General features: G+C 37.1%; 2 protein-coding genes and 1 pseudogene. All 3 read right to left on the bottom strand.

Annotated elements, in window-relative coordinates:
- Window positions 1-229: 229 nt before the first annotated feature.
- Window positions 230-724 (bottom strand): transposase, encoded by a 495-nt coding sequence (locus BCAMP_RS12865; protein ID WP_084038892.1) that lies wholly within the window; start codon window positions 722-724, stop codon window positions 230-232.
- Window positions 627-836, bottom strand: a complete 210-nt coding sequence (locus BCAMP_RS15170; protein ID WP_198015807.1) for a transposase — start codon at window positions 834-836, stop codon at window positions 627-629. Before BCAMP_RS15170 ends, BCAMP_RS12865 begins: the two co-directional genes overlap by 98 nt.
- Window positions 754-1117: pseudogene (locus BCAMP_RS14100) on the bottom strand (ISL3 family transposase); the annotation flags it as partial. The gene BCAMP_RS15170 and the pseudogene BCAMP_RS14100, both read right to left, overlap by 83 nt.

The following is a 1117-nucleotide window of genomic DNA, read 5'->3' as shown; positions in this document are numbered from 1 at the left end:
TAGTAAAACAAGTCATTTTTGTCAGCTACCTTTTTTGGTAGCTGCTTTTTTTTGTAGTCATTCCTAATGTGAAGGACGCTTTCTGCGGGTGACGCTTCATCCTCCGCGCTCCGCTGTGGGGTATTCAGCTGCCACTTTTCCCGCTAGAGTCGCCTTCACAAACGTCATGACACTGCACGTTTATTATTGAGGCTCTCGCGTATTAAAAGACAGTAAAATAGTCAATTAATTACGAGTTGGGAGCGATGCGTTTATGATTGAATCCGAGTAGAATCCTGTTTCTGAAATTTGAAAAGTTACGGTAACCAAACGAAATCCGTTTAATCACTTTTATTTTGTTATTGATCCCTTCTAAATGCCCGTTGGAATCCTCGTATTTAAAGCTATTTCCAATTGAAGGTAAATGCTTGTTTAATGTTTTTAAACTGCGTTTCAGTTGTAAAGACATGAAAGGTTTTTTAGTCTGAATCAGTGATTGGTAAGCAGGGGAATTTTTGTGTTGTACCGCAATCAGTAATTGCTGTGCTAGTTCGTATGTTTCTTTGAATTCAACATCCAGTGTCATAAAGTAATCGATGATTCCTGTCGAACTTTTTTGTCCGTTAAATAAACGATGATAGCGATAATCAAAATCGCTTAAGTCTGTTTTGTTTTTTGAGAAGTAATTTCCAATACGCTTTGAGTTTACGATAAATCTTTTTATCTTCTGAGTTTGAAGTATCATAACGGTTCATGAGTTTAATGCGTGTTTGATTAAGGGAGCGTGTTACTAATTGGGACAAATGAAAACGATCGATGATGCAATCTTCTAGATGGGAGGATATCAATGATTTCATATTTTTTCGCATCAGTGCAAATAAAACTCATCTGACTATCAGCACTCTTTACCGATTTGAATTCATCCATTGAAAGATGTAGTGGAAGCCTTTGATAGTTCGGTTTGAATTGAGGAGACCATTGGTGTAAAGCACGATTAACAGTAGTTGTTGAAACACTCTGTCTAAAAGCGATATCTTTTTCAGAAGTAATAAACTGCCCTTCGGCAGCTAGTGTTTGGATGACACGTTTGGAGATAAAACAATTTCGTTTTACCATCGAAGTTGAAGCGATAAAGGTT

This window comes from Brochothrix campestris FSL F6-1037 (genome assembly GCF_000525915.1).
GTDB lineage: Bacteria > Bacillota > Bacilli > Lactobacillales > Listeriaceae > Brochothrix > Brochothrix campestris.
This window is presented reverse-complemented; position numbering and strand designations above follow the sequence as displayed.